At 70.6% G+C, this 19111-nt stretch carries 19 protein-coding genes and 1 riboswitch; of the genes, 11 read left to right on the forward strand and 8 right to left on the reverse strand.

The genetic code is table 11. The features are described from left to right. Window position 1: 1 nt before the first annotated feature. The 3 genes from AC1DW3_RS11760 to AC1DW3_RS11770 are packed head-to-tail and all read right to left on the reverse strand — an operon-like array spanning window position 2 to window position 1922. A complete protein-coding gene (locus AC1DW3_RS11760) occupies window positions 2-394 on the reverse strand; it encodes a nuclear transport factor 2 family protein (protein WP_477931493.1) in 393 nt (130 codons plus the stop codon). Beyond that, window positions 391-1086: a DsbA family protein gene (locus AC1DW3_RS11765; RefSeq protein ID WP_477931494.1), complete on the reverse strand. Its 696-nt coding sequence runs from the start codon at window positions 1084-1086 to the stop codon at window positions 391-393. Before AC1DW3_RS11765 ends, AC1DW3_RS11760 begins: the two co-directional genes overlap by 4 nt. 5 nt (window positions 1087-1091) lie before the next feature. Further along, a complete protein-coding gene (locus tag AC1DW3_RS11770; protein ID WP_477931576.1) occupies window positions 1092-1922 on the reverse strand; it encodes an MBL fold metallo-hydrolase in 831 nt (276 codons plus the stop codon). A gap of 183 nt (window positions 1923-2105) precedes the next feature. Here AC1DW3_RS11770 and AC1DW3_RS11775 point away from each other — a divergent pair, with 183 nt between their 5' ends. The 10 genes from AC1DW3_RS11775 (at window position 2106) to AC1DW3_RS11820 (ending at window position 10952) form a co-directional block, all read left to right on the forward strand. After that, the gene (locus AC1DW3_RS11775; protein WP_477931495.1) at window positions 2106-3044 is read left to right on the forward strand and encodes a LysR family transcriptional regulator; all 939 of its coding nucleotides are present in this window, start codon (window positions 2106-2108) and stop codon (window positions 3042-3044) included. Further along, complete coding sequence (locus AC1DW3_RS11780) at window positions 3041-3313, forward strand: hypothetical protein (RefSeq protein ID WP_477931496.1); 273 nt, start codon at window positions 3041-3043, stop codon at window positions 3311-3313. Before AC1DW3_RS11775 ends, AC1DW3_RS11780 begins: the two co-directional genes overlap by 4 nt. Before the next feature lie 59 nt (window positions 3314-3372). Next, window positions 3373-4026: an arylformamidase gene (kynB, locus tag AC1DW3_RS11785; protein WP_477931497.1), complete on the forward strand. Its 654-nt coding sequence runs from the start codon at window positions 3373-3375 to the stop codon at window positions 4024-4026. After that, a complete protein-coding gene (kynU, locus tag AC1DW3_RS11790; protein WP_477931498.1) occupies window positions 4023-5276 on the forward strand; it encodes a kynureninase in 1254 nt (417 codons plus the stop codon). The genes kynB and kynU overlap by 4 nt, the downstream gene beginning before the upstream one ends. Window positions 5277-5278: 2 nt before the next feature. Next, entirely contained in the window at window positions 5279-6106 is an 828-nt protein-coding gene (gene kynA, locus AC1DW3_RS11795) for a tryptophan 2,3-dioxygenase (RefSeq protein ID WP_477931499.1), read from the forward strand. Between the two features lie 103 nt (window positions 6107-6209). Next, window positions 6210-6851 carry a PEP-CTERM sorting domain-containing protein gene (locus AC1DW3_RS11800; RefSeq protein ID WP_477931500.1) on the forward strand — a complete coding sequence of 214 codons (642 nt, stop codon included), beginning with the start codon at window positions 6210-6212 and terminating at the stop codon, window positions 6849-6851. A gap of 14 nt (window positions 6852-6865) precedes the next feature. Next, window positions 6866-7441 carry a sigma-70 family RNA polymerase sigma factor gene (locus tag AC1DW3_RS11805; RefSeq protein ID WP_477931501.1) on the forward strand — a complete coding sequence of 192 codons (576 nt, stop codon included), beginning with the start codon at window positions 6866-6868 and terminating at the stop codon, window positions 7439-7441. Continuing rightward, complete coding sequence (locus AC1DW3_RS11810) at window positions 7438-8175, forward strand: anti-sigma factor (RefSeq protein WP_477931502.1); 738 nt, start codon at window positions 7438-7440, stop codon at window positions 8173-8175. The genes AC1DW3_RS11805 and AC1DW3_RS11810 overlap by 4 nt, the downstream gene beginning before the upstream one ends. A gap of 36 nt (window positions 8176-8211) precedes the next feature. Next, window positions 8212-10029, forward strand: a complete 1818-nt coding sequence (locus tag AC1DW3_RS11815; protein ID WP_477931503.1) for an aminopeptidase P family protein — start codon at window positions 8212-8214, stop codon at window positions 10027-10029. After that, window positions 10029-10952, forward strand: a complete 924-nt coding sequence (locus AC1DW3_RS11820) for a DUF3616 domain-containing protein (protein ID WP_477931504.1) — start codon at window positions 10029-10031, stop codon at window positions 10950-10952. The genes AC1DW3_RS11815 and AC1DW3_RS11820 overlap by 1 nt, the downstream gene beginning before the upstream one ends. Here the strand turns inward: AC1DW3_RS11820 and AC1DW3_RS11825 are convergent. From AC1DW3_RS11825 to AC1DW3_RS11835, 3 genes are all read right to left on the reverse strand, one after another. After that, complete coding sequence (locus AC1DW3_RS11825; RefSeq protein ID WP_477931505.1) at window positions 10942-11496, reverse strand: PEP-CTERM sorting domain-containing protein; 555 nt, start codon at window positions 11494-11496, stop codon at window positions 10942-10944. The genes AC1DW3_RS11820 and AC1DW3_RS11825 overlap by 11 nt on opposite strands. A gap of 139 nt (window positions 11497-11635) precedes the next feature. After that, window positions 11636-13363: a hypothetical protein gene (locus AC1DW3_RS11830; protein WP_477931506.1), complete on the reverse strand. Its 1728-nt coding sequence runs from the start codon at window positions 13361-13363 to the stop codon at window positions 11636-11638. Between the two features lie 70 nt (window positions 13364-13433). Further along, a complete protein-coding gene (locus AC1DW3_RS11835) occupies window positions 13434-14633 on the reverse strand; it encodes an MFS transporter (RefSeq protein WP_477931507.1) in 1200 nt (399 codons plus the stop codon). Between the two features lie 15 nt (window positions 14634-14648). Further along, window positions 14649-14729, reverse strand: a riboswitch (S-adenosyl-L-homocysteine riboswitch). Between the two features lie 59 nt (window positions 14730-14788). On the opposite strand from AC1DW3_RS11835, the gene AC1DW3_RS11840 reads away from it, so the two are divergent. Next, window positions 14789-15871: an NAD(P)/FAD-dependent oxidoreductase gene (locus AC1DW3_RS11840; RefSeq protein ID WP_477931508.1), complete on the forward strand. Its 1083-nt coding sequence runs from the start codon at window positions 14789-14791 to the stop codon at window positions 15869-15871. Here the strand turns inward: AC1DW3_RS11840 and xopAW are convergent. Both xopAW and AC1DW3_RS11850 read right to left on the reverse strand, forming a co-directional pair. Beyond that, window positions 15868-16605 carry a XopAW family type III secretion system calcium-binding effector gene (gene xopAW, locus AC1DW3_RS11845; protein WP_477931509.1) on the reverse strand — a complete coding sequence of 246 codons (738 nt, stop codon included), beginning with the start codon at window positions 16603-16605 and terminating at the stop codon, window positions 15868-15870. The two genes, AC1DW3_RS11840 and xopAW, sit on opposite strands and share 4 nt — an antisense overlap. Window positions 16606-16773: 168 nt before the next feature. Beyond that, window positions 16774-19017, reverse strand: a complete 2244-nt coding sequence (locus AC1DW3_RS11850; RefSeq protein WP_477931510.1) for an aminotransferase class V-fold PLP-dependent enzyme — start codon at window positions 19015-19017, stop codon at window positions 16774-16776. Window positions 19018-19111: the final 94 nt, after the last annotated feature.

The raw sequence follows: 19111 nt of genomic DNA on the forward strand, positions 1-19111 counted from the left end.
CTCACACCTCCATCGCCCTCGCCACCAGCAAGGTGTCGGTGAACTGCTCGAACGCGACGACCCGCCCCTGCGCCAGCCGCCACACATGCGCCACGCGCGCGTGCAAGTCCTTGCCCGTGGCGCGGCATCGGCCGCTGTAGTGGCCGATGCCCACCACCTGCTCGCCGCCGTCGATGAGCTGCTCCAGCGTGAAGCGGTAGCCGTCCCAGTCGCGGCCCAGCACGCCAAAGACGTGGCGGGCCACTGCTTCCGGGCCCACCCAGGTGCCGGCACAGGGGAAGCCGGCCATCTCCGTCCAGGCCACGTCGGGTGCCATGTCGGCCATCATGGCCGTGACGTCGCCGCGCGCCGAGGCGGCGTAGTGGTCGGACACGATCTGCAGGTTGCTTTTCATAGCGCGCACCCGTCGGCATCGCACAGCGCCGCCGTTCCGCCCGGCTCAGCCGGCGGCTGGGCAGCCAGACCCTGCAGCGCGGCCGCGAAACCCTGTGGCCGGCCCAGGTGGGCGGCTGCGTCCACCCGGGTCAGACCCGCGGCGGTTTCGAGCAGGAAGCTCGGGAAGCCTCGCGCACCAGCACGCGCCATGAAGGCGCGGGTCTGTTGGATGTGGGCCTGCACCGGGCCGGCGCTCTGGCGGGCCAGTTCGGCCTCGAAATCGGCCTCGGTCAGGCCGATGGCGCCTGCCAGCTCGACCAGCACGGCCGGCTCGGCGATGCGCCGCCCTTGCACGTAGTGCGCGGCCTGCAGCTCGGCCAGCAGGTCCAGGCCGCGGCCGCCGAGGGCGTCGGCAGCGAGGATGGCGGCCGTGGGCGGCTCGGAGTCGAACACGGCCTGTGGGTCGCGCAGCAGGCCATCGCGGTAGGCGTCGCCGAAGGGCTGGCCAGTGGCCTCGGCGATGCGCTGGTCGTGAATCAGCACGAAGGCGCGCAGCTCGGGCGTGACGGGCTGGCGCTGAGCGCCGGCCATCATGCCGCCGGCATGCAGCCGCACCGGCAGCACGGCGCGGGCCGCGCGCACCAGCGGCGCGGCGCCCCAGCACCAGCCGCACAGGGGGTCGTAGATGTAGTGGAGGACAGGGCTCGTCATGGTGCTCACCAGGCCATTTCGCCCTTGTTGACCTTGGCGCCGATGTCCAACGCCAGCCCCAGGCCTGCCTGGGGGTAGGCCTGCTTCATGGCCTCGATGAGTTCGGCGCCGGTCTTGGCCTTGGCGGCCTCGGTGTCGAAGCGGTGCAGGTAGTCGCGGGTGTAGCGGATGGCGCTGGCGTCCAGAGCGGTGCCGGCGGCCATGTGGCCGGGCACGACGGTGGCGGGCTTGAGCGCCTCGATCTCGTCGAGCTGGGCGAACCAGGCCTGGCGCTCTGCGGGCTTCTGGGTGTCGGCCGTCCAGACATGCAGGTTGCCGAAGATGGCGATGTTGCCAGCGACGGTCTTGATGGACGGGATCCACACGTAAGGCCGGTGGGCCAGCACGCCGGTGGTGCCGCGCACATCGATGGTCTCGCCGTCCACGGTCAGGCTGTTGCCCTGCAGCGCCTCGGGCACGATGGGCTGCTGGGGTGCGTTGGCGCCCATCTTGGGCGACCAGAAGGCGAGCTTGCCTGCCAGCTTGGCCTGGATCTTCTCGCGCACGGCGGGCGTGGTCAGCACGCGGGCCTGGGGGAAGACGCTCTTCAGCGTCTCGGCGCCGAAGTAGTAGTCGGGGTCGGCGTTGCTGATGAAGATGATCTTCAGCGTCTTGCCGCTGTCCAGCACGTTGGCGGCCACGCGTAGCGCATCGGCGCGAGTGAAGCCGCTGTCGATGACCAGGGCCTCGGTCTTGCCGCTGACGACGACGGCGTTGACGTGGAAGCTGTTGCCATCGGCGTTGTAGACCTTGACGGCCAGCGGGGCCTGCGCCTGAGCGCCGCCGGTGGCAACCATGCCCAGGGCCAGGGCGGGAAACAGGCGGCGGGCGAGTTGGCTGAGAGGGAACATGAGCATCTCCGGGGTGAGGTGGACTGCCGTCGGCAGGGTGTGGAGCGAACTCTAGGTTTTGCGATATGGTTGATAAAGTTCGCTTCGGTTGACTGTTTATTTCACTATCCGTCGCAATTCGGGACACACATGGATCGCCTGACTGCTTTGCGCGTCTTCGTGGAGGTGGCTGACCGGGCCAGCCTGACCCAGGCGGCCGAGCACCTGGAGATGTCCACCGCCATGGTCAGCCGCTATCTGGCGGCGGCCGAGGACTGGTTTGGCGCGCGGCTGCTGCACCGCACGACGCGCCGCGTCAGCCTGACGGATGCCGGCAGCGCCACCCTGCCCGCCTGCCGGCAGCTGCTGGACCTGGCGCTGGAGACCCAGCACCTGGCCGCCGAGCGCAGCCGCGAGCCCGCCGGCCTGCTGCGCATCACGACGCCGGGCTCGTTCGCCGAGGCCCAGCTGACGAGCGCGCTGGTGGACTTCCAGCAGCAGCACCCCCAGGTGGAGGTGATGCTGTCGGTGGCCGACAAGACGGCCGACCTGGTGGCCGAGCGGGTGGACCTGGCCGTGCGCATCACCAACACCCTGGACCCGGCCATGATTGCCCGCCCGCTGGCACGCTGCCGCTCCATGCTGTGCGCGTCGCCGGGCTATCTGCAGCAGCACGGCACGCCGCGCACGGCAGACGAGCTGCGCCAGCACCGCTGCGTGGCGCACGCCTTCGGCATCGGCCGGCAGTACCGCTTCCTGCGCGGCAGCGAGCTCATCACCGTGCCGGTGAACTGGAGCCTGCACACCAACGAGACCGCCGTGCTGCGCCGCGCGGTGCTGGCCGGCGCCGGCGTGGGCATGCTGCCGACCTACTACCTGGGCGATGATCTGCACACGGGCCGGCTGGTGCCGCTGCTGCCCGACTACCAGCCCGAGGTGATGGGCATCCATGCCATCTACCTGTCGCGCCAGCACCAGCCGCTGGCATTGCGCCTGCTGGTGGACTTCCTGGCGGCGCGCTTTGCCGGCGAGCCCTGGGATCAGGACTTGTCCGCCGCCCCCGAGGCTGAGCACGAGGAGACGCCGTGAACCAACCCTTGCTGGACGTGCTGGCGCTGCTGCGCGACGGCCACTGGACCCAGGCCCACGACCAGGTGCAGCGCCACGACTCGCCCGAAGCCGCCTGGCTGCATGCGCTGGTGCATGTGCAGGAGGGCGACCTGGAGGACGCCGAGTACTGGTACGGCAAGGCCGGCCGAGACTGGCGCCGCCGCCTCAGCCTGGACGAGGAACTGGACGCGCTGGCGCGCGAGCTGCGCGACGGGGAACCTCCCCCGGCACCGGCCACGCTCGGTTGACAGGCAGTTGGAATTAACCGACACCACGCTCTCCAGCCTGCCGCTATGGTGCCGCCGCCATGAGCAGTTCCAACGCCCCTCCCCTCACCCCGCGACTCTGGGACATCTCCCCCACCGTCGCCCCCGACGCCCCCATCTTTCCGGGTGACGAGCCCTACAGCCTGCGCTGGACGGCGCAGCTGTCGCCGGGCTGCCCGGTCAACCTCAGCGCCATCACGATGAGCCCCCATGTGGGCGCGCATGCGGATGCGCCGCTGCACTACGCCAACGACGCGCCCGCCATCGCGGAGGTGCCGCTGGACACCTACCTCGGCCGCTGCCGCGTCATCCACGCCATCGGCGCCGCGCCGCTGATCACGGTCGCGCACCTCCAGCACGCTGAACAAGACCTGCCGCCGCGCGTGCTGGTGCGCTGCTGCGAGCGGGCCGACACCGCATGGAACCCCGCCTTCACTGCCTACGCACCGGAAGCCGTCGAATGGCTGGCCGCGCGCGGTGTGCGCCTCATCGGCATCGACACGCCGAGCGTGGACCCGGCCGACTCCAAGGTGCTGGACAGCCACCAGCAGCTGCGCCGCCACGACCTGCGCGTGCTGGAAAACCTCGTGCTCGACGACGTGCCCGAGGGTGACTACGAACTGATCGCCCTGCCACTCAAACTCCAAGGCGCCTGTGCCAGCCCGGTGCGCGCCGTTCTGCGAGAACTCAAATGAACATCGAAGACGCCAAGCGGCTCGACGCCGCCGACCCGCTGCGCAGCCTGCGCGACCTTTTCCAGTTGCCCGAGGGCGTCACCTATCTCGACGGCAACTCGCTGGGCGCCCTGCCCAAGGCGACGCCGCAGCGCATCCAGCGCGCGGTCGAGCAGGAGTGGGGCCAGGGCCTGATCAAGAGCTGGAACGCCGCCGGCTGGATCGACCTGCCGCGCCGCCTCGGTGACCGGTTGGCACCGTGGCTGGGCGCGCGGCCGGGCGAGGTGCTCGTGGCGGACTCGACCTCCGTCAACCTCTACAAGGTGCTGCATGCGGCGCTGCAACTGCAGCAGGGCAAGCGCAAGGTCGTCATCAGCGAGCGCAGCAACTTCCCGACCGACAACTACATCGCGCAAAGCGTGGTGCGGGCGCATGGCGGCGAGCTGATCCTGACCGAGTCGCCGGAGGACATCCCGCCACTGCTGGACGAGCGCTGCGCCGTGCTGATGCTGACGCATGTGAACTACCGCAGCGGCCGCATGCACGACATGGCCCTGCTGACGCGCTGGGCCCACCAGGCCGGCGCGCTGGCCGTGTGGGACCTGGCGCACAGCGCCGGCGCGGTGCCCATCGACCTGCTGGGCAGCGCGGCGGACTTCGCCATCGGCTGCGGCTACAAATACCTGAACGGCGGCCCCGGCGCGCCGGCCTTCGTGTGGATGCACCCGCGCCACGAGGGCCAGGTCTGGCAGCCGCTGACCGGCTGGCTCGGCCACGCCAACCCCTTCGACTTCGACAGCGAATACCAGCCCGCCCCGGGCATCCAGCAGTACCAGTGCGGCACGCCCGCGGTGCTGGCCATGACCGGCCTGGACACGGCACTGGACGTGTTCGACGCGGCGCAGAAGCTGGGCGGCATCAAGGCGCTGCGCAACAAGTCGCTGGCGCTGACCGAGGCCTTCATCGGCAGCGTGGAGGCGCGCGTGCCCGGCGCCGTCATCGCGACGCCGCGCGACTCGGCCATGCGCGGCTCGCAGGTGTCGTTCTCGCTGCCCCAGGGGGTGGACGGCTATGCGGTCATGCAGGCGCTGATTGCCCAGGGCGTCATCGGCGACTTCCGCGCCGGCGACCCCGAGCTGCTGCGCTTCGGCTTCGCGCCGCTGTACAACGGTTACGCCGATGTGGCGCGCGCGGTGGACGTGCTGGGCAACATCCTGGAGACCAAGTCCTGGGATGCACCCCAGTTCACCAGCCGATCCAAGGTGACCTGAGCATGTCCGACGTCCAACACCACGGCGCCCAGCTCGATTTCTCCAAGGACATGAGCTATGGAGACTATCTCCAGCTCGATGCCATCCTGAACGCGCAGAAGCCGCTCTCGCCCGACCACAACGAGATGCTCTTCATCGTGCAGCACCAGACCTCGGAGCTGTGGATGAAGCTGATGCTGCACGAGCTGCAGGCGTCCATCGCGAACGTGGCGGCGGATCGCCTGCCCGAGGCCTTCAAGATGCTGGCGCGGGTGTCGCGCATCATGGAGCAGCTCGTCCACGCCTGGGATGTACTGGCCACGATGACGCCGCCCGAGTACAGCGCCGTGCGGCCCTACCTCGCCAAGAGCAGCGGCTTCCAGAGCGCGCAGTACCGGCGCATCGAGTTCATGCTGGGCAACAAGAACGCCGCCATGCTCAAGCCCCATGAGCACCGGCCCGACCTGCTGGCCCAGGTGCGCGAGGCCTACGAGGCGCCGTCGCTCTACGACGAGGCGCTGAAGCTGATGGCCCGTCGCGGCATCGCTGTGCCGGCCGCCAACCTGCAGCGCGACTGGACCCAGCCCCATGTGGCCGACGAGGGCGTCAAGGAGGCCTGGCTGACCGTCTACCGCGCCCCCGAGAAGAACTGGGACCTGTACCAGATGGGCGAGGAGCTGGTGGACCTGGAGGACGCCTTCCGCCTCTGGCGCTTCCGCCATGTGACGACGGTGGAGCGCGTCATCGGCTTCAAGCGCGGCACGGGCGGCACGGGCGGCGTCAGCTATCTGCGCAAGATGCTGGACGTGGTGCTGTTCCCGGAGCTGTGGGCGCTGCGCACCGAGTTGTAATCCCCTACGCAGCCTAGGGAATTCCACATCCAGAACCGGGGGACCTCCGTTCCTGCCGGCTGAGACACATGTCGTGCCTCGCCTGCAACGAACTGGAGATCCCATGAAGCTCATCGCCCGCACCCTGCTGGCCCTCGGCGTGGCCGCCACGGCCCAAGCCCACGCCGCCGCCGAAACCCTGTTCAACACCGCGCCCTTCGCCGGCTCCACGGCCAATCCGGCCGACGGCGTGCGCACCGTGTTTGCCGGCCAGCAGCGCAGCATCGCGACCTTCGACCCGACGACCGACCGCTTCGTCTTCGACCTCAGCAAGTTCAATGCGGGCGGGTCGCTGAGCTTCGCCAGTGCCACGCTGGCCGCGCCGCCGGCCGCCGGCAGCAACGTCATCGTGTTGAACGAGTTCGACGACGACAACAACCCGGCGACGGCCTTCGGCGCGGGCAATGCCGCCAACCTGATCGCCAGCCTGGTGACGACGGACGGTGCCGGCTTCTTCATGTACTCCAACAGCACGCTGGGCGTGAACCGGCTGGTCTATTCGAGCAACCTCAACGTCGCCACGGCCGACCTGTCCATCCTCGCCCGCATCGAAAGCCCCAAGGGCGCTGCCGCGCCGGGCGCCCTGGCCGGCTTCACCGGGAGCAACTTCGTCGCCGCCGTGCCGGAACCCAGCAGCTATGCGCTGATGCTGGGCGGGCTGGCCGCGATGGGCTGGGTGAGCCGCCGCCGCACGCAGCGAAAGTAATCGACACTGCCGCGATGCCCGCAGCGCCCGCCGCCACCGACCGCCTGGCCTTCTGGCTCGGCCAGGTGGCGCTGGGCGACCAGCCCGCCTTCGAGCAGCTCTACCAGGCCACCAGCGCCCACCTGCTGGGTGTGGCGATGCTGGTGCTCAGGCGGCGCGAGCGGGCCGAGGAGGTGCTGCAGGAGGCCTTCGTCAACATCTGGCACAACGCCGGCGGCTATGCGCAGACGGGCGCGTCGCCGATGAGCTGGCTCATCACCATCGTGCGCAACAAGGCGCTGGACCATCTGCGCAGCAGCAAGCACGCCGACACCCACGACACGCTGGACGAGCACGAGGCTCTCGCCAGCGAACGCCCCGACCCGCTGGCCCTTTTGACCCAGGCCAGCGGCACGCTCGGCCTGCGCGCCTGCCTGGACGGCCTGGACGCGCCGCTGCGCCAGAGCCTGGCCCTGGCCTATTACGAGGGCCGCACGCATGACGAGGTGGCCAAGCATCTGCGCGCGCCGCTGGGCACCGTCAAGACCTGGCTGCGCCGCGGCCTGGAGCGGCTGCGCGCCTGCCTGGACGGACGGGGGCACGCCGCATGAACTATCTGCGCCCTGAACTGCTCGACCGGCTGGCCGCCGCCCAGGCGCTGGGCACGCTGAGCGCGCGCGCGGCGCGACGCTTCGAGGCCGTGCTGCGCGACTCGCACGAGGCCCGCGCGGCCGTCATCGCCTGGCAGGAGCGCCTCAACCAGCTGGCCATCAGCGTGCCCGCCGTGCAGCCGCGGCCGGCTGTCTGGCAAGGCATCCAGCAGCGCATCGCCCCCACGCCGCAGCGCCGCCGCCAGCCCTGGTGGTGGCCGCTGCTGGGCACGGCCTTCGGCGTGGTGATGGCGGTGGGCGTCGTGCGCCAGCAACCGCAGTGGGTGGGCATCACGCCCGAGTCCACCGAGGCGGTGGCGCCCGCCTACGTCGGCATCCTGACCAACGCGGCCAACGAGCCCGTCGTGCTGGCCTCGTCGCTGCGCCATGGCAAGCTGCTGACGCTGAAGATGCTCAAGCCCGTGGTGCCGCCCCAGGGCCAGGTCGCCCGGCTGTGGGCGATTCCCTCTGACGGCCGAGCGCCGTTTTCGCTGGGCGTGGTGCCCGCCGGCAACAAGGCCAGGCTGGAACTGAGCGACACCAGCGAGGCGCTTTTTGCCAAGGTCGGCCGCCTGGCCGTCAGCTTCGAGCCGCCCGGCGGCGGCGACCAGCCGGGCGGGCCCTTCGTGCTGAGCGGGCATTGCGTCAAAGTGTGGGAGCCATTGCCTCCGGCACCCAAGCCAACCGGCTCCTAAAATCCCGCCACCGCTTCACCGACAAGGTCCGCCACCATGGACACCCGCACCCACGAAACCCGCCTGCGCATCGAGCGCGTTCGCGATGCCCTGAAGGCCACTGGCGCCCATGCCGTGCTGGTGCCCTCGAGCGACCCCCACCTGTCCGAGTACCTGCCCGGCCGCTGGCAGGGCCGCGAGTACCTGTCGGGCTTCACCGGCTCGGTCGGCAGCCTCGTCGTCACGCGCGACAGCGCCGCCCTGTTTGCCGACAGCCGCTACTGGGCCCAGGCCGAGGCGCAGATCGCCGGCAGCGGCATCACGCTCGAGAAGATGGCGACCGGCGCGTCGACCATCTACATCGACTGGATCGCCAAGACCCTGCAGCCCGGCCAGGTGCTGGCCGTGGACGGCCAGGTGCTGGGCCTGTCGCTGGCCAATGCGCTGCGCGCGGCCATGCAGCGTGCCGGCATCACCGTTCGCACCGACCTCGACCTCGTGCAGGACGCCTGGGACGACCGTCCCGGCCTGCCGACCGAAGCCGTCTACGAGCACGCCGCGCCGCAGGCCGCCGTCAGCCGCGCCGACAAGCTGACCCGCGTGCGCGCCGCGATGGCGACGGTGCAGGCCACCCACCATCTCGTCTCCACCGTGGACGACGTGGCCTGGCTGCTGAACCTGCGCGGCTCGGACGTGGAGTGCAACCCCGTCTTCATCGCCCACCTGCTGATGGATGCCCAGGGCGGCCGCCTCTTCATCGCCGACGGCAAGGTGCCGGCTGACGTGGCCGCGCGCCTGGGCGCCGACGGCATCCAGCTCGCGCCCTATGACCAGGCCGCCAAGGCCCTGGCCGCCCTGCCCGCCACCGCCAAGCTGCTGATCGACCCGCGCCGCGTGACGCTGGGCTTGCGCGAAGCCGTGCCGGCCAACGTGGCCGTCGTCGAGCAGATCAACCCCAGCACGCTGCTGAAGAGCCGCAAGACCGCCGCCGAAGCCGCCTTCATCCGCGAGGCCATGGCCGAGGACGGCGCGGCGATGTGCGAGTTCTATGCCGACTTCGAGGCCTCGATGGCCCGCGGCGAGCGCTGGAGCGAGCTGGACATCGACACCAAGTTGAGCGCCCAACGCAGGAAGCGCCCGGGCTTCGTGGGCCTGAGCTTCTCGACGATTGCCGGTTGGATGGCCAACGGCGCCCTGCCCCATTACCGCGCCACGCCCGAGTCCTTCGCGCAGATCGAAGGCAACGGCCTGCTGCTGATCGACTCCGGCGGCCAGTACCTCGGCGGCACGACGGACATCACGCGCGTCTGGCCCATCGGCACGGTCAGCGCCGCGCAGAAGCGCGACTACACGCTGGTGCTCAAGGGCACGCTGGCGCTGTCGCGCACCCGCTTCCCGCGCGGCACGCTGAGCCCCATGCTGGACGCCATCGCCCGCGCGCCGCTGTGGGAGCACGGCCTGGACTACGGCCACGGCACCGGCCACGGCGTGGGCTACTTCATGAATGTGCATGAAGGCCCGCAGAGCATCTCCAAGGCGATTGCCGAGCCGGCCATGGCCATGGAGCCCGGCATGATCACGTCCATCGAGCCGGGCCTGTACCGGCCGGGGCAGTGGGGCGTGCGCATCGAGAACCTGGTGCTCAACGTCGCCATCGATACGCCGGAGAAGAACGCCTTCGGCGAGATGCTGGAGTTCGAGACGCTGACGCTCTGCCCCATCGACACGCGCTGCATCGACATGAGCCTGCTGCGCGCGGACGAGGTCGACTGGCTGAACCGCTACCACGCGACGGTGCGCGAGCGCCTTTCACCCAAGGTCAGCGGCGCGGCCCTGGCCTGGCTGGTCGAACGCACCCAACCCCTGGCTGCCTGATGCGCAGCGCCGCCGCCCTGCTGTTGTTGCTGGCGGCGGCGGCCGGCGCACAGACGCGTTACGAAGGCCTGTGCGACGCGTCGGCGGCGACGGCGCTGGATGCGCGTCATTTCGTCGTCGCCGATGACGAGCACAACACCCTGGTCATCTACCGGCGCGGCGAGGCCAGGCCCGTCGGTCAGGTCGAGCTGGACAAGTTCCTGAAGACCGACAAGGAAGCCGACCTCGAAGGCGCGGCCCAGGTCGGCAGCCGCATCTACTGGATCGCCTCGCATGCCCGCAACAGCGCGGGCAAGGTACGCGAGGACCGGCAGCGCTTCTTCGCGACCGAGATCCGCGGTGCCACGGTGGAGCCCATCGGCAAGCCCTACGCGGCGCTGCTGGCCGACCTGCTCGCGGCGCCGGCCCTGGCGCCGTTGAAGCTGTCCGACGCGGCCGGCCGCGCGGCCGAGGCCGAAGGGGGCTTCAACATCGAAGGCCTGGCCGCCGCAGCGGACGGCAGCCTGCTGATCGGCCTGCGCAACCCCATCCCGCAGGGCCGCGCCCTCGTCATCCCGCTGCTCAACCCCACCGAGCTGGTGGGCGGCAAAGGGCCGGCCCGCTTCGGCAGCGCCATCCGCCTCGACCTGGGCGGCCGCGGCGTGCGCTCCATCGACCGCATCGGCGCCGGCTACCTCATCGTCGCCGGCCCGCCGGCCGATGCAGGCAGCTTCGCGATGTTCCGCTGGAGCGGCAAGCCGACCGACATGCCGGTGCCCGTCAAGGCCGAGCTCGGCACGCTGCGGCCCGAGGCGCTGTTCGCCTGGCCCGATGGGCAGATCACCCTGCTCAGCGACGACGGCGGCGTGATGGTGGGCAAGAAGGCCTGCAAGGACGCGGACAAGGGCAAGCGCGCCTTTCGCGCGCTGGACGTCAAGCCTTAGCCCGGCGCTGCCGCCTCAGCACCAAGCCCGCCAGCGCAGGCAGCAGCAGGGCCAGCGTCGACGGCTCGGGCACGCTGTTGGTGATGTAGGCCGCGCTGGTGCTCGCAGGCGTCCACCAGATCGCGTTGGTCTTGCCCTGGATGGAATAGGCGAAGGCGTTGATGGCGGGGTTGACGCGATCGAAGACGATCAGGAAATCGTTGAACGCGCCGTCACCGACGACGGCATTGGCGCCGCGCACGATGGCACCGATCGCCGTCTGCGTCGTGCCCTGGTTGGCGATGCCGATTTCGGCCAGCGTGTACTGGTGGCCGGCGATCTCGATGTCGATGCTGAGGAAGCTGGCGATGGGGTCGGCCTTGTTGGCCGTGTCCCAGGTCAGGCGGGCGTCGACCTCGCCATTGAAGCCGGGATATTGCGTGCCGGCGTTCTGGAAGCCCGAGGCCTTGAGCTGCAAGGTCACGGGGCTGGCGAAGGCCGTGCCGCCCAAGCCCAGGGCGAGGACAGCAGCGGCACGGGCAAGGACGGAGGTGGTGAAGGACATGTTGCGCTCCCAGGTTGAAGACATGTCCAAGTTAGAAGCACCTCCCCGTCCTCTCTACCCCCGAGGCGCTGGGTGCCCGCAGGGGAACTGCGGGGCCGGATCGGGCACTACATGCACGAGTGCTGACGTTTTGCAGCGCTCAGAGCGCCAGCCTCAGCGCGGTATCCGCCCCCCCGAAGCTGGTGGCCAGTTGCGCCTTCACGCCGGCCACTTCGGCCGCTGGCTTGCCCTGGGCCTGCAGCGACTGCAGCAGGCCGCGCAGCGCCCAGCCGCTGGTGGGATGCTCCGCCAGATCGGCGCGGAAGCTGGCCTCGGCCTGCGCCCAGCGCGCGGCCTTGAGCTGCATGTCGCCCAGCGCCACTCGCGAGCCCGCCGCGAGCATCGGCGGCTCGCTGCGGTCGATGAATTTGCCCGCCTCGACGGCCTGCGCCTGCAGCTCGAATGCCATGTCAGTACGCCCCTCGGCCAGCGCGATCTCGGCCGCCAGCCGGGCCTTGGCCACCTGGGCCAGGCCGCGAACGACCTTCTCCCTGTAGTCATCACGGGCGTTCTCGCTGACCAGCCGGTCCGCCACCGGCGCGAGCTGCGCATAGGCCTGTTGCGCCTCGGCAAGGCGACCCGTTCGCAGCAGGGCCACGCCGCGCGCCTGCTGGCCCAGCACCAGGGCCACCCCGAGCTTGTCGCTGGGCAGCGGCTCGGCCAGCACGGCGTCCCAGCGCTCCAGCCGCATCAGCGTCAGCACGGGCAGGCTGCGCAGGTACTCGCCATAGGCGAAGGTCCAGTGCTCGGCACGCTCGGCGCCGCGCCGTGCATTGGCGAGCGCCACGTCGCCGCGGCCCTGCATCAGCGCGGCAAACCACAGGTAGGACCGGTTGTGCATGCGCCAGTCCTTGCCGACAGTGAAGCCCTGGCGCTCGAGCTCGGCTTCGCGCGCGTCGTCCAGGGCCAGCGCACGCTCGTTGACGGCCGCGGCGTCGGCATAGCGCCCCAGCAGGCCGAAGGTGTGCGAGGGCATGTGCACCAGATGGGGCGACTGCGGCGCGAGGCCGCCCAGGCGCTCGGCCGCCACGAGGCCGCGGCGGGCCTGCGTGGGCGTGTCCACCGCATGGATGAGGTAGTGGTTGATGCCGGTGTGTTGCGGATGCCGGGCGGCGGCGGCCTCCAGCCGCGTGGCCAGGTCGCCGATGCGGCCACGGGGCTTGCCGCTGTCGTCGTCCCACCAGTCGTCACGGGTGGCGACCAGCTCGGCCTCGGCCCACAGCGACAGCAGGTCGGGGTCGTTCGGCGCGCTGTCGGCCAGCGCGTGCAGGCGGTCGGCATAGGCGATGTCGAGCGGGTCGGCACGCTTGCCCGAGCTGCCCGACTTCTGGCCGCAGACCGGCGCGCTGAGCACCGCCACTTCGGCGCGCTGGCTGGCATGCCCATAGCGCAGCGCCATCGCGTCGATCAGCTCGCGCTCACGCGGGCTGGCATTGGCACGCTGGCGCACAGCCAGGTCCACATAACGCCTGGCCTCGCCCAGGTCGCCACGGTCCGGTGCGTTGATGTTGGGGCCGAGCTGCCAGGCCACGCCCCAGGCGCACAGCGCGCAGTCGGGGTCGGCCGCCAGCGCGGCCTTGAACATGCGCACCGCCTCGTTCTCGTTGAAGGCATAGGCCTGGGCCATGCCCTGGCCGAAGAGGCGGCGGGCTTCCTCAGAGCGTGTCGTCACCGCAAGCTCGACACTGCCATAGCCGTCCAGGCGAGGCGCACGCGCGCTGCGGTCCACCTGCATGGGCATGCCCGAGCAGGAGGCCAGCACGCACAGCGAGACGAGGCTCAGCCGCCACGACAAGACACGAGCACGGCTGGAAGAAGGCTGAGGCATGTTCTTGAGGCTCCCTGGCAAAGCAGGCAGCCTAGGCGCCGGCGCTCGGCCTCGCCATCGGGCGGAGTCCTTAGGTCACTGCCTCGGTGCGCTGCACGCCGGGGTAAGGCCACACCAGGGCCGCACTGGCCATCAGCATCAGCAGCACGCTGGCGAACAGCGGCGCCGCGCCGTCGGCATGCCCCATGAAGGGTGCGACGAGCTGGGTGCCGACGGCGCCCGCCGCCAGCAGCGCGAGGATGAGCATGGCGGTGGCGCGGCCCATCTGCGCCGGCGGCACGGCCAGCGCATCGCCAAAGGTCGCCGGGCCGCGGATGGACAGGCCGCCACAGAAGCAGACCCAGTAGGCCGCGATGGCCGCAAAAGGCAGTTGCTGCGCCACCAGCGCGCCGACGAGGGCGAGGCCGCAGGCCACGAGCTGGACCGCATTGCCCCACTGCACGACGCGCGCGTGGCCCAGCTTGGCCGCCAGCCGGCCCGACTGCGTGGCGCCCAGCATGAAGGCGCTGACGCCCAGCACCTGCAGCATCGCGAACGCCGCCGAGCCCAGGCCCAGCGTGTTGTGCAACAGCTGCGGCGCACTGGCCAGGAAGGTCAGCAAGGCGCCGATGCACAGCGCATGCGAGCCGGCCAGGCGCAGATAGCTGCGGTTGCGAAAGATGGCGCCGTAGCCGGCGTCGTGCTTCATGTCTAGGCCGGGCAGGCGGCGCGGCGCGATCTTCACGACCCAGGGCAGCACCAGCAGGGCCAGGCCCGCCAGCACCCAGAAGGTGCCGCGCCAGTCCACCACGCGCAGCATCACCGCGCCGATCACCGGCCCGGCCGCGGGCACGATGGCCTCAACCATGGAGATGGCCGCGATGCCGCGCACGACGTCGGCGTCACCCAGCGTGGCCCGCACGACGCTCGGCGCCACGACGGTGGCCGCGGCGGCTGACACGCCCTGCAACAGGCGCAGCACGAGCAGGGTCTCGATATTGGGCGCCAGTGCGCAGCCCAGGCTGGTCAGCACCAGCAGCAGCAGGCCGGCCTGGATGCACAGGCGCGGGCCGAGCCGGTTCAGCAGCTCGCCCCACAGCAGCTGGGCGCCAGCCAGGCCGGCGAGGTAGACGGCCACCGTGGCCTGAGCCAGCGGCACGCTGATGCCCATGCCGGCCTGCAGGGCGGGCACGGCGGGCAGGTAGAGATCCATGGCGGCCATGCTGACGCCGGTGACGAAGGCCAGCGGCAGGATGGTGCGTATCGACGCAGAAGCGGGAGGGGAATGCATGAGGGAGCCTCTTCTTCACAGAGGGCGCCCTTGTCCAACGTCAACACCGAGCGTGGCGAAAGCATCCTTGCTTCCGTCGCAGCACCCCTCGGCGAGACGATGCCGCGACAACCACCGCAGCACGGCAGCCATTCTAGGCAAGGCAAACTGCGGTGATGGACGAGGTGGATATTGCCGTCATCGGGGCCGGTGTCGTCGGGCTCGCGATCGCGCGCGAGCTGGCGCTGCGCGGGCGCGAGGTCGTCGTCATCGAGTCGGCGGGCGCCATCGGCACGGGCATCTCCTCGCGCAACAGCGAGGTCATCCATGCCGGCCTCTACTACCCGCAAGCCAGCCTGAAGGCCCGCCTGTGCGTGYGCGGCAAGGCCCTGCTCTACGCCTACTGCGAGGCGCGCGGCATCGAGCACAGTCGCTGCGGCAAGCTCGTCGTGGCGACGCGCATGGAGGATCTGCCGCGGCTGGACAAGATCGCCGCCGCCGGCGCGGCCAACGGCGTCGATGACCTGCGCCTGCTGAACCGGGCCGAGACCCTGGCCTTGGAGCCGGCACTGAATGCCGCCGGCGCGCTGGCGTCGCCATCGAGCGGCATCGTCGACAGCCATGGCTTGATGACGGCGCTGCTGGCCGATGCCGAGAACGCCGGCGCGACGCTGGCCCTGGCGAGCCCGGTCAGCGGAGGCGAGCGCGCAGGCGATGGCTGGCGGCTGCGCGTCGGCTCGGACTTCGAGTTGAAGGCGCGCTGCGTCATCAATGCGGCCGGCCTGTTCGCCGCGCGGCTGGCCGAATCGCTCGGCACGCCCGCACCCCGCCTGCGCTTTGCGCGCGGCCACTATTTCTCGCTGGCCGGCCGGGCGCCGTTCTCGCGCCTGATCTACCCGCTGCCGGTGGACGGCGGCCTGGGCGTGCACCTGACGCTGGACCTGGGCGGCCAGGCGCGCTTCGGGCCGGATGTGCAATGGCTGACCGACACCGACCCGGCCGCGCTGGACTACGCCGTCGACCCCACCCTGGCACCGGCCTTCGAGGCCGAGGTGCGCGGCTACTGGCCAGGCCTGCCGGCCGGTGCGCTGCAGCCGGCCTACAGCGGCATACGGCCCAAGCTCAGCGGGCCGGGCGAAGCGGCGGCGGACTTTGTGATCGACAGCGCGACGCCAGGCCTGGTGCAGCTCTTCGGCATCGAGTCACCCGGGCTGACGGCCTCCCTGGCCTTGGCCGCGGAGGTCGCCAATCGGCTTTAAGCCGAGACGCTGAGCTGGGACTCGGTGGTGGATTGCTGCAACCAGTTCTTGCTGAGCTGGTCGTAGAGCTTCTGCGCCAGCGCGGCGATCTCGCTGTTGCTGCCGCTGTTGGACGCGTCGCCAGAACCCGAGGTCTGGGCGAGCTCCTTCAACTGGCCGGCCAGCCTCTCGATCTGCGACACGGTGCCGTCCTGGTTGACGTCCAGCGGGTCGTAGCTGGTCGAGGTCGAGCTGGTTGCGCTGCTGCCTGACGCTGCCGCCGGTGGTGGGCCACCCGGGCCACCGGGGCCGCGCGGGCCTCCTTCGGGCCGCTGCGGCTTGCCTGCCTCGAATTCGGCGCGCGACAGCTGGCCGTCGCCATCGGCGTCGAGCTGGGTGAAGGCATCGCTGTCTTCACCGCCCTCGTCGTTGGCCGCACCGCGCGACTGCGCGAACTCCAGCGTCGACGCCGGCGGCGGCATCAGGTCGCGCATGCCCTGGCTCAGCTCCTCGCTGTTCAGGCTGCCGTCGCCGTCGCTGTCCATCTTCTTCAACAGCTCCGCGCTGTCGCCGGACTGGCCGCTGAGCGGCCCCTTTTCCAGCATGGCTGCCAGTTCGGTGGCGTCGACGCCGCCACTGCCGTCGCTGTCCACCTTGGCGAACATGCGGGCTTCGTGCTCGGTCCGGCGGGTCGAACTGCTCTGAGCGTTTTGCCAGGATCGGTCTGCACCGCCCAGGCCGCTGATCGTGCTCATTGGCTACTCCTTTGGAAGAGATTGAGGTTCACCCGCGACCTGTTGGCGACGGGTGATCCGATTCTTCAAAGGGCCGGTCAAGGCTCTGTAGCTGCTCTGTGTCGAGGCGGACATAAAGCAGGTTTTGGTGCGCTGAACTGGGCCGTCATGCCGGCCCAGTTGCGGCGATCAGATCGCCAAGGCCGCATCCGCGCCGGCAAGCGCTCGCGGCCACAGGGCCAGGCCGCCGCTCAGGCTCCAGGCCTGCTCATGGCCCAGGCGGCGCAGCGCCTGCGCGGCCTGGGCGCTGCGGTTGCCGCTGCGGCAGAAGAAGACGACGGGCGTGCCGGCCGGCAGGGCCATCCAGCGCGCCAGCGCATTCGGCAGGCCCGACAAGGCCACCGCCTCGCGGCGCACGACTGTGCCCAGCTCGGGCGCCTGGCCCAGGCGTTGCTCATAGGGCTCGCGCACATCCACCAGCACCAGGCCCGGATGCTCGCGCGTCAGTTGCGACAGCGCGGCAAGGCTCAACTCGCTGGAGGCCAGCGGGCAGGCGCTGCCGACGCGGGCGCCGCAGGCGACGGTCTGGTATTCGGTCAGCGCCAGGCCCTGCTCCAGCTGGGCCTTGGCGGCCGCAAAGCCGGCGTCGTCGACGCGGCCGCCGAGCACGTCGCCCAGCAAGGGCTGGGCGACTGACTCGACGGCCAGCGTGCTGGCAAAGCGGTCGTCGTAGTCGTGGCCCGGCAGCAGCAAGGTGTTGGCGCCCACGGTTTGCTGCAGGCGGCGCAGTGAGCTGCCGTAGTGCTGCGGCGCGCTCTGCTCGAAGTCGCTGCGGCCCAGGGCGCCGGGCATGACCGTGTCGCCAACGAAGGCCAGGCGCAGGCCGTCGGCGTCGTTGAGCAGATAGGCCGTCGAGTCCAGGGTATGGCCCGGGATGGGCATGCGGCTCAGCTTCAGCGCGCCGAGTTCAAGGACGTCGACACCACGCGGCCAGCCCAGGCCATCGACGTCGCCACGCGCCTGGCCCGCGGCGGTGAGCAGCTCAGGCGCCGACGAGGCGTGATCGCCATGGCTGTGGGTGTCCAGCACGGCGGCCAACTCGTAGTTCTGGCACCGCAGCCACTGCGCGAGGCGCTCGGTCAGCTCGGGCAGCGGGTCGACGACGACAGCACGGCGGCTGGTGGCGTCGGCCAGCAGATAGCAGCAGGCGCCGTCGACGATGAAGCGCGTCAGGCCATCGGCAGGCAGGGCCTGGCCGGGGGCGCTCGGGTCCAGGCAGCTTTCACGCAGCGATTCGCCGCAGATGCGGATGCGCGCGCAGGCCTCGTCGATGAAGGCCGCGTCGGCCACCGGGCCGAAGGACAGGCGCACGGCCGAGGCCGTCTGCCAGGCCGGCAGGCCCATGGCTTCGAGGACATAACTCGGTGCAGCCTTGGCCGCGCTGCAGGCCGAGCCGCCGCTGACGCGCAGCTCGGCGGCGTCGAAGAGGTCCAGCAGCAGCTTGGAGCTGATGCCCGGCACGGCGAAGTTCAGTGTCGTGGGCAGACAGACCTCGGGCGGCGCGTTGAAGACCAGGCCGGGGAAGGCCTGCTGCAGCGCGGCGGCGAGGCGGTCGCGGAAGGCGACGAGGGTGGCGTGGTCGCGAAAGGTCCTGCCGTCTTCCAGCGCTGCCAGCACGGCACCCAGGGCAGCAATGCCCGACATGTTCTCGGTGCCCGAGCGCAGCGCGCCCTCCTGGCCACCGCCGGCCAGCAGCGGCGTGAAAGGCGCGTCCTCGCGCACATAGAGCAGGCCGATGCCCTTGGGGGCATAAAGCTTGTGGCCCGAGAAAGGCGCGTAGTCGATACGGCGCTCGGCCAGACGCAGTGGCAGCTTGCCCAGGGCCTGCACGCCATCGACCATCCACAGCGCCGAACTGCCGGCCAGCGCGGCCTCGATGCCGTCGAGGTCGCTGATGACCCCGGTCTCGTTGTTGGCCGCCATCGTGCAGACCAGGCCGGCGCGCGGCGCATGCTCGCGCAGCCAGACGAGGTCGTGGCGGCCATCGCGGCCGACGGGGATGGCCAGCACCTGCAGATTCAGTCCGAGCAGCGCGTTCCAGTGCTTGATGGCCTCGGGCACGGCCTTGTGTTCGGTGGCGCCGTAGAGCAGCAGTTCGGGGCGATGGAGCCGGTCACGCAGCGCGCTCAGCGCCGACAGCACGGCGGTCTGGATGCCCTCGGTGGCGCCGCTGAGGAAGAGCAGCTTGCCGGTGCTCGCCCCCAGCACGCGGCGCGCGCGGGCCCGCACGCCGTCCATCAGCGCCCTCGCCTTCAGGCCGGTGCTGTGGATGCTGCTCGGGTTGCCGAAGTCCTCGGCCATCGCGGCCATCGCGGCCTCACGGGCCAGGGGCAGGACGGGCGTCGTGGCGTTGGCGTCGAGATAGATTTCCATGGGCGGTATTGTTGCCACCATCGCGCACAAACGGGTTGCGCAAGCACCCTCCCGCCGCCCGCAGCAGAGCATTTCATGCTGCGTATCATTGGAT

This window comes from Roseateles sp. P2_H4, from assembly GCF_056403315.1.

What these genes read in the sequence shown, in the direction of transcription:
- AC1DW3_RS11830 (WP_477931506.1), bottom strand. Translation starts at nt 13,363, where the DNA reads ATGCCTCAGCCTTCTTCCAGCCGTGCTCGTGTCTTGTCGTGGCGGCTG.
- AC1DW3_RS11850 (WP_477931510.1), bottom strand. Translation starts at nt 19,017, where the DNA reads ATGGAAATCTATCTCGACGCCAACGCCACGACGCCCGTCCTGCCCCTG.
- AC1DW3_RS11770 (WP_477931576.1), bottom strand. Translation starts at nt 1,922, where the DNA reads ATGGTTGCCACCGGCGGCGCTCAGGCGCAGGCCCCGCTGGCCGTCAAG.
- xopAW (WP_477931509.1), bottom strand. Translation starts at nt 16,605, where the DNA reads ATGAGCACGATCAGCGGCCTGGGCGGTGCAGACCGATCCTGGCAAAAC.
- AC1DW3_RS11835 (WP_477931507.1), bottom strand. Translation starts at nt 14,633, where the DNA reads ATGCATTCCCCTCCCGCTTCTGCGTCGATACGCACCATCCTGCCGCTG.
- AC1DW3_RS11760 (WP_477931493.1), bottom strand. Translation starts at nt 394, where the DNA reads ATGAAAAGCAACCTGCAGATCGTGTCCGACCACTACGCCGCCTCGGCG.
- AC1DW3_RS11815 (WP_477931503.1), top strand. Translation starts at nt 8,212, where the DNA reads ATGGACACCCGCACCCACGAAACCCGCCTGCGCATCGAGCGCGTTCGC.
- AC1DW3_RS11775 (WP_477931495.1), top strand. Translation starts at nt 2,106, where the DNA reads ATGGATCGCCTGACTGCTTTGCGCGTCTTCGTGGAGGTGGCTGACCGG.
- AC1DW3_RS11810 (WP_477931502.1), top strand. Translation starts at nt 7,438, where the DNA reads ATGAACTATCTGCGCCCTGAACTGCTCGACCGGCTGGCCGCCGCCCAG.
- kynU (WP_477931498.1), top strand. Translation starts at nt 4,023, where the DNA reads ATGAACATCGAAGACGCCAAGCGGCTCGACGCCGCCGACCCGCTGCGC.
- AC1DW3_RS11825 (WP_477931505.1), bottom strand. Translation starts at nt 11,496, where the DNA reads ATGTCCTTCACCACCTCCGTCCTTGCCCGTGCCGCTGCTGTCCTCGCC.
- AC1DW3_RS11765 (WP_477931494.1), bottom strand. Translation starts at nt 1,086, where the DNA reads ATGACGAGCCCTGTCCTCCACTACATCTACGACCCCCTGTGCGGCTGG.
- AC1DW3_RS11820 (WP_477931504.1), top strand. Translation starts at nt 10,029, where the DNA reads ATGCGCAGCGCCGCCGCCCTGCTGTTGTTGCTGGCGGCGGCGGCCGGC.
- kynB (WP_477931497.1), top strand. Translation starts at nt 3,373, where the DNA reads ATGAGCAGTTCCAACGCCCCTCCCCTCACCCCGCGACTCTGGGACATC.
- kynA (WP_477931499.1), top strand. Translation starts at nt 5,279, where the DNA reads ATGTCCGACGTCCAACACCACGGCGCCCAGCTCGATTTCTCCAAGGAC.
- AC1DW3_RS11805 (WP_477931501.1), top strand. Translation starts at nt 6,866, where the DNA reads ATGCCCGCAGCGCCCGCCGCCACCGACCGCCTGGCCTTCTGGCTCGGC.
- AC1DW3_RS11800 (WP_477931500.1), top strand. Translation starts at nt 6,210, where the DNA reads ATGAAGCTCATCGCCCGCACCCTGCTGGCCCTCGGCGTGGCCGCCACG.